Source organism: Nocardia sp. NPDC050713, from assembly GCF_040654315.1.
Lineage (GTDB): Bacteria > Actinomycetota > Actinomycetes > Mycobacteriales > Mycobacteriaceae > Nocardia.
The window spans coordinates 289,571-295,570 of the sequence record NZ_JBFAHS010000006.1 but is presented as its reverse complement, the minus strand read 5'-3'; the positions used below and the strand labels follow the sequence as shown (position 1 = coordinate 295,570).

Here is a 6,000-nt window from a genome sequence, read left to right as displayed (position 1 = left end):
TCACCCGCGTTGTGGGAGACGCCGGGGGGCGGGCAGCCCGCGGTAAGGCGTTTGGTTGCAACGGAACCCGCGAACGGCGCCGTTCCTAATGTATGGGCGCCGTCCACCGGTCACCTGCCCGCGATGATCGCGTTCGCCAGCGCGGCGGGCACTTCGGCGTAGGAATCCAGCACCATGGCGTAGTTCGCCCGGCCCTGCGTCCGCGACCGTAGGTCACCGATGTAGCCGAACATCTCCGTCAGCGGAGCCAGCGCCCGCACCACTCGCGCACCGCCGCGCTGCGCCACGGTCTGGATCCGGCCGCGTCGCGCGTTCAGATCACCGATGACCTCGCCGAGGTACTCCTCCGGGGTGACCACCTCGACCGCCATGACCGGCTCGAGCAGCGCGGGCCCGGCACGCACCAGCGCCTCCCGCACCGCCTGCGCGGCCGCGGTGCGGAACGCGAGTTCGGACGAATCCTGCACGTGCGCAGCGCCATCGAGCAGCACAACGCGCACGCCGAACACCGGATACCCGGCCAGCACACCGCTGCGCAGCGCGTCCTGCGCACCGGCGTCCACCGCGGGCAGGTACTCCTTCGGCACCCGGCCGCCGGTCACCCGACTCTCGAATTCGTAGCTCGCGCCGTCGTCGGCCGCGAACGGTTCCACCGCGAGCACCACCTTCGCGAACTGTCCACGTCCGCCCACCTGCTTGCGATGGGTGTACTCGAACCTGTCCACCGCGACGGTGACGGTCTCGCGGTAGGACACCCGCGGCGCGCCGATGGTCGCCGCGACGCCGAACTCGCGCCGCATCCGGTCGAGCAGGATCTCCAGGTGCAGCTCGCCCATGCCGCCGATGACGGTCTGCCCGGTCTCGGCATCGACCCGCACCGAGAACGTCGGATCCTCGTCCGCCAAGCGCTGGATCGCCTCGCTCAGCTTTTCCTGATCGGACCTGGTTCGCGGCTCGATCGAGACCTCGAGCACCGGATCGGGGAACGTCATCGACTCCAGCACGATCTGGTCGTGCGGGTCGCACAGGGTGTCGCCGGTCGCGGTGTCCTTCAGGCCGATCACCGCGCAGATGTCACCGGCCGCCGCCGCTCCGATCGGGCGCTCGATGTTCGAGTGCATCTGGAACAGCTTGCCCAGCCGCTCCTTTCCTCCCTTCGTCGAATTGAGCACGGCGGCACCGGTTTCGACGCGGCCCGAGTACACCCGCAGGTAGGTGAGCTTGCCGAAGTACGGGTGCGCCGCGACCTTGAACGCCAGCGCCGCGAACGGCGCGTCCTCCCGGGGTTCGCGGTGCACGAGTGTGTCCTCGCGGCCGGGCAGGTGACCGTCGACGCCGCCCGCGTCCAGGGGCGAGGGCAGGTAGTCGACGATCGCGTCGAGCATCGGCTGCACTCCCTTGTTCTTGAACGCCGAACCGCACAGCACCGGATAAAGCTTCGAGGCGACCGTGCACCGCCGAATGGCGGCCTTGATCTGCGCGATCGTCGGCACAGAGCGCACGGCCGGAGCGAATGCAGAGGTAGGCGCATCTGCGAGATACTGCTCGAGCAGTTCCTCGTCGGTGTCGGCGAGGGTTTCGAGCAGTCGCTCGCGCTCGTGCTCGGCCCGCTCACGCAGCTCGGCCGGGATGCCGGTGACGGCGTAGCGCGCGCCGAGACCCGTATCCGCCTGCCACACAAGCGCTTTCCACTCGACCAGATCGACGACGCCCGTGAAGGTGTCCTCCGCGCCGATCGGCAGCTGCACGACGAGCGGTGTCACGCCGAGACGCTCCGCGATGGTGCGCACGGTGAAATCGAAATCCGCACCGAGCTTGTCCATCTTGTTCACGAAGCAGATCCGCGGCACGTCGTACCTGTCGGCCTGCCGCCACACCTGCTCGGACTGCGGCTCGACACCCTCTTTGGCGTCGAAAACCGCTACGGCGCCATCGAGTACGCGCAGCGAACGCTCCACCTCGACGGTGAAGTCGACATGGCCGGGCGTGTCGAGAATGTTGATGCGGTGCTGTTTCCAGAAGCAGGTAGTGGCGGCAGCGGCGATCGTGATGCCGTGCTCTTGCTCCTGCACCATGCGGTCCATCGCCGCGTTGCCGTCGTGCACCTCACCGATCTTGTGAGTGACGCCGGTGTAGAACAGGATTCGTTCGGTAGTGGTGGTCTTTCCGGCATCGATGTGCGCCATGATGCCGATATTGCGTACCCGGCCGAGATCGGCCCGCGTCCCGCGAGTCATGGGATCCCCCAACTGGTTTCGTCGAAGATGTCGACGCTCGCCTAGTTGGTGCGCTCCGGTGACGGCACGAGCATCGTGTCGCGCGACGCCGACCGGCGCCGAAGACACGCCGCCGATCTACCCCCGCGCTCGCGGACCCGAAGTAACCATGTCCCATGTCTACCGCCCCACCCATCCGGCCGTCCACCGAATTACAGTTCCTCCCCGGAAACGCCGAACGGCGCCGCTCCTTGCGGAGCGGCGCCGAGGGGAGATCGGTGATTCAGCGAATCACTTGATGATCTTGGTGACGCGGCCGGCGCCGACGGTGCGGCCACCCTCGCGGATCGCGAAGCGCAGGCCCTCTTCCATGGCGACCGGCTGGATGAGCTTGACGCTCATCTCGGTGTTGTCGCCCGGCATGACCATCTCGGTGCCCTCGGGGAGGGTCACGACGCCGGTCACGTCGGTGGTGCGGAAGTAGAACTGCGGGCGGTAGTTGTTGAAGAACGGGGTGTGGCGGCCGCCCTCGTCCTTCGACAGGATGTACGCCTGGCCCTCGAAATCGGTGTGCGGGGTGGTGGTGCCCGGCTTCACGATGACCTGGCCGCGCTCGACGTCCTCGCGCTTGATACCACGAACCAGCAGACCGACGTTGTCGCCCGCCTGGCCCTGGTCGAGCAGCTTGCGGAACATCTCGATACCGGTGACCGTGGTCTTGGTCTTCTCCGGACGGATGCCGACGATCTCGACTTCCTCGTTCACGTTGATCACGCCACGCTCGACGCGACCGGTGACGACGGTGCCACGACCGGTGATGGTGAACACGTCCTCGACCGGCATCAGGAACGGCTTGTCGGTCTCACGGACCGGCTCCGGGATCGACTCGTCGACCGCGTCCATGAGGTCCTCGACGGCCTTGACCCACTTCGGGTCGCCCTCGAGCGCCTTCAGGCCGGAGACACGCACGACCGGCGCGTCCTCGTCGAACTCCTGGGCGGCCAGCAGCTCGCGGACCTCCATCTCGACGAGCTCGAGGATCTCCTCGTCGTCGACCATGTCCGACTTGTTCAGCGCGACCAGGATGTAGGGCACGCCGACCTGGCGGGCGAGCAGCACGTGCTCACGGGTCTGCGGCATCGGGCCGTCGGTGGCGGCGACCACCAGGATGGCGCCGTCCATCTGCGCCGCACCGGTGATCATGTTCTTGATGTAGTCAGCGTGACCCGGGGCGTCGACGTGCGCGTAGTGGCGCTTGTCCGTCTGGTACTCGACGTGGGAGATGTTGATCGTGATACCACGAGCCTTCTCCTCCGGCGCCTTGTCGATCTGGTCGAACGCGAAGGCCGCGTTCAGATCGGGGTACTTGTCAGCCAGCACCTTGGTGATCGCCGCGGTCAGCGTGGTCTTGCCGTGGTCGACGTGACCGATGGTGCCGATGTTGACGTGGGGCTTCGTCCGCTCGAACTTCGCCTTCGCCACTTTGGGTCCTCCTGGACTGTGTTGGTTCCTGCAGTTGCAGCAGTGCGGGGGTCATCCCCGCGAGTGCGGGAATTCGGGGTCTTGCTGACTCCCGGTGAGTTCCGGGGCAAGTGTGCCACCTGCCCCGGAGGGGACTACTCGCCGGTCGCCTTGGCGATGATCTCCTTCGACACGTTGGCCGGAACCTCCGCGTACGAATCGAACACCATGGAGTAGTTCGCCCGGCCCTGGGTCTTCGACCGCAGGTCACCGATGTAACCGAACATCTCCGAGAGCGGAACCAGCGCCTTGACGACACGGGCACCACTGCGTTCCTCCATGGCCTGGATCTGGCCACGGCGGGAGTTCAGGTCGCCGATCACGTCGCCCATGTAATCCTCGGGCGTGGTGACCTCGACAGCCATCATCGGCTCGAGGATCACCGGACCGGCCTTACGGGCCGCTTCCTTCAGGGCCTGCGCGCCGGCGATCTTGAATGCCATTTCCGACGAGTCGACGTCGTGGTAGGCACCGTCGAGCAGGGTGACCTTCAGGTTGACCAGCGGGTAGCCAGCGAGCACACCGTACTGCATGGCGTCCTGCGCACCGGCGTCGACCGAAGGGATGTACTCCCTCGGCACACGGCCACCGGTGACCTTGTTCTCGAACTCGTAGTGCGCGCCGTCCTCGCCGACGAACGGCTCGAGGGCGATGATCACCTTCGCGAACTGACCGGAACCACCGGTCTGCTTCTTGTGGGTGAATTCGAGCTTCTCGACCGTCTTGGTGATGGTCTCGCGGTAGGCCACCTGCGGCTTACCGACGTTCGCCTCCACCTTGAACTCGCGCTTCATGCGGTCCACGAGGATGTCGAGGTGGAGCTCGCCCATACCGCCGATGACGGTCTGGCCGGTCTCGGCGTCCAGCTTGACCGAGAAGGTCGGGTCCTCTTCCGAGAGACGCTGGATCGCGGTGCCCAGCTTCTCCTGGTCGGACTTGGTCTTGGGCTCGATGGAGACCTCGATGACCGGGTCCGGGAAGGTCATGGACTCCAGCACGATCTGGTTCTGCGGATCGCACAGGGTGTCACCGGTGGTGGTGTCCTTGAGGCCGATGACCGCGTAGATGTGGCCCGCGGAGGCCGCACCGACCGGGTTCTCCTTGTTGGAGTGCATCTGGAACAGCTTGCCCAGACGCTCCTTCTTGCCCTTGGTCGAGTTGATGACCTGGGCGCCGGAGTCGACCTTGCCGGAGTACACGCGGACGTAGGTCAGCTTGCCGAAGAAGGGGTGCACCGCGATCTTGAACGCCAGCGCCGCGAACGGCTCGTCGGCGCTCGGCTTGCGGGTCAGCAGCTCCTCTTCCTTGCCGGGCACGTGGCCGGTGGTGGCCTCCACGTCCAGCGGCGAGGGCAGGTAGTCGATGACCGCGTCGAGCATGGGCTGCACGCCCTTGTTCTTGAACGCGGAACCACAGAGCACCGGGTAGAGCTCGGAGGTCACCGTCAGCTTGCGGATGGCGCCCTTGATCTCCTCGATCGTGAGCTCCTCGCCGCCGAAGAACTTCTCCAGCAGCGCCTCGTCCGACTCGGCGACGGTCTCGAGCAGCTCCTGGCGGTACTGCTCGGCCTGCTCCTTCAGGTCGTCCGGGATCTCGACGACCTCGTACTGCTCACCGAGCTTGGTCTCGCCGCGCCACACCTTGGCGTTGTTCTCGACCAGGTCGACGATGCCCACGAAGGTGTCCTCCGCGCCGATCGGCAGCTGGATGACCAGGGGCTTGGCGCCGAGGCGCTCCTTGATGGTGCGCACGGTGAAGTAGAAGTCCGCACCGAGCTTGTCCATCTTGTTGACGAAGCAGATCCGCGGCACGTCGTACTTGTCGGCCTGACGCCACACCTGCTCGGACTGCGGCTCGACGCCTTCCTTGCCGTCGAACACCGCGACGGCGCCGTCGAGCACGCGCAGCGACCGCTCCACCTCCACGGTGAAGTCGACGTGCCCGGGGGTGTCGATGATGTTGATCTGGTTGTCGTTCCAGAAGCACGTGGTAGCCGCGGAGGTGATGGTGATACCACGCTCCTGCTCCTGCTCCATCCAGTCCATCGTGGCCGCGCCGTCGTGGACCTCACCGATCTTGTAGGTGATACCGGTGTAGAAGAGGATGCGTTCGGTAGTGGTGGTCTTACCGGCATCGATGTGGGCCATGATGCCGATGTTTCGGACCTTGTTCAGGTCGGTGAGCACGTCCTGTGCCACGGAAATCTTCCCCGCTCGTAGCTAGTTGGGATCTTCGGGTTCCAGACCCTGTCGGGTCATCACTA

General features: G+C 65.9%; 3 protein-coding genes. All 3 read right to left on the bottom strand.

Annotated elements, in window-relative coordinates; genetic code table 11:
• Positions 1-110: 110 nt before the first annotated feature.
• The 3 genes from fusA (AB0H49_RS15150) to fusA (AB0H49_RS15140) all read right to left on the bottom strand — a co-directional run bounded on the left by fusA (AB0H49_RS15150) (position 111) and on the right by fusA (AB0H49_RS15140) (position 5,935).
• Positions 111-2,237: an elongation factor G gene (gene fusA, locus AB0H49_RS15150; protein WP_357251510.1), complete on the bottom strand. Its 2,127-nt coding sequence runs from the start codon at positions 2,235-2,237 to the stop codon at positions 111-113.
• 270 nt (positions 2,238-2,507) lie between these two features.
• Positions 2,508-3,698, bottom strand: a complete 1,191-nt coding sequence (gene tuf, locus AB0H49_RS15145; RefSeq protein ID WP_354998961.1) for an elongation factor Tu — start codon at positions 3,696-3,698, stop codon at positions 2,508-2,510.
• Between the two features lie 134 nt (positions 3,699-3,832).
• Complete coding sequence (gene fusA / locus AB0H49_RS15140) at positions 3,833-5,935, bottom strand: elongation factor G (RefSeq protein WP_354998960.1); 2,103 nt, start codon at positions 5,933-5,935, stop codon at positions 3,833-3,835.
• Positions 5,936-6,000: the final 65 nt, after the last annotated feature.

What these genes read in the sequence shown, in the direction of transcription:
- fusA (WP_357251510.1), bottom strand. Translation starts at nt 2,237, where the DNA reads ATGACTCGCGGGACGCGGGCCGATCTCGGCCGGGTACGCAATATCGGC.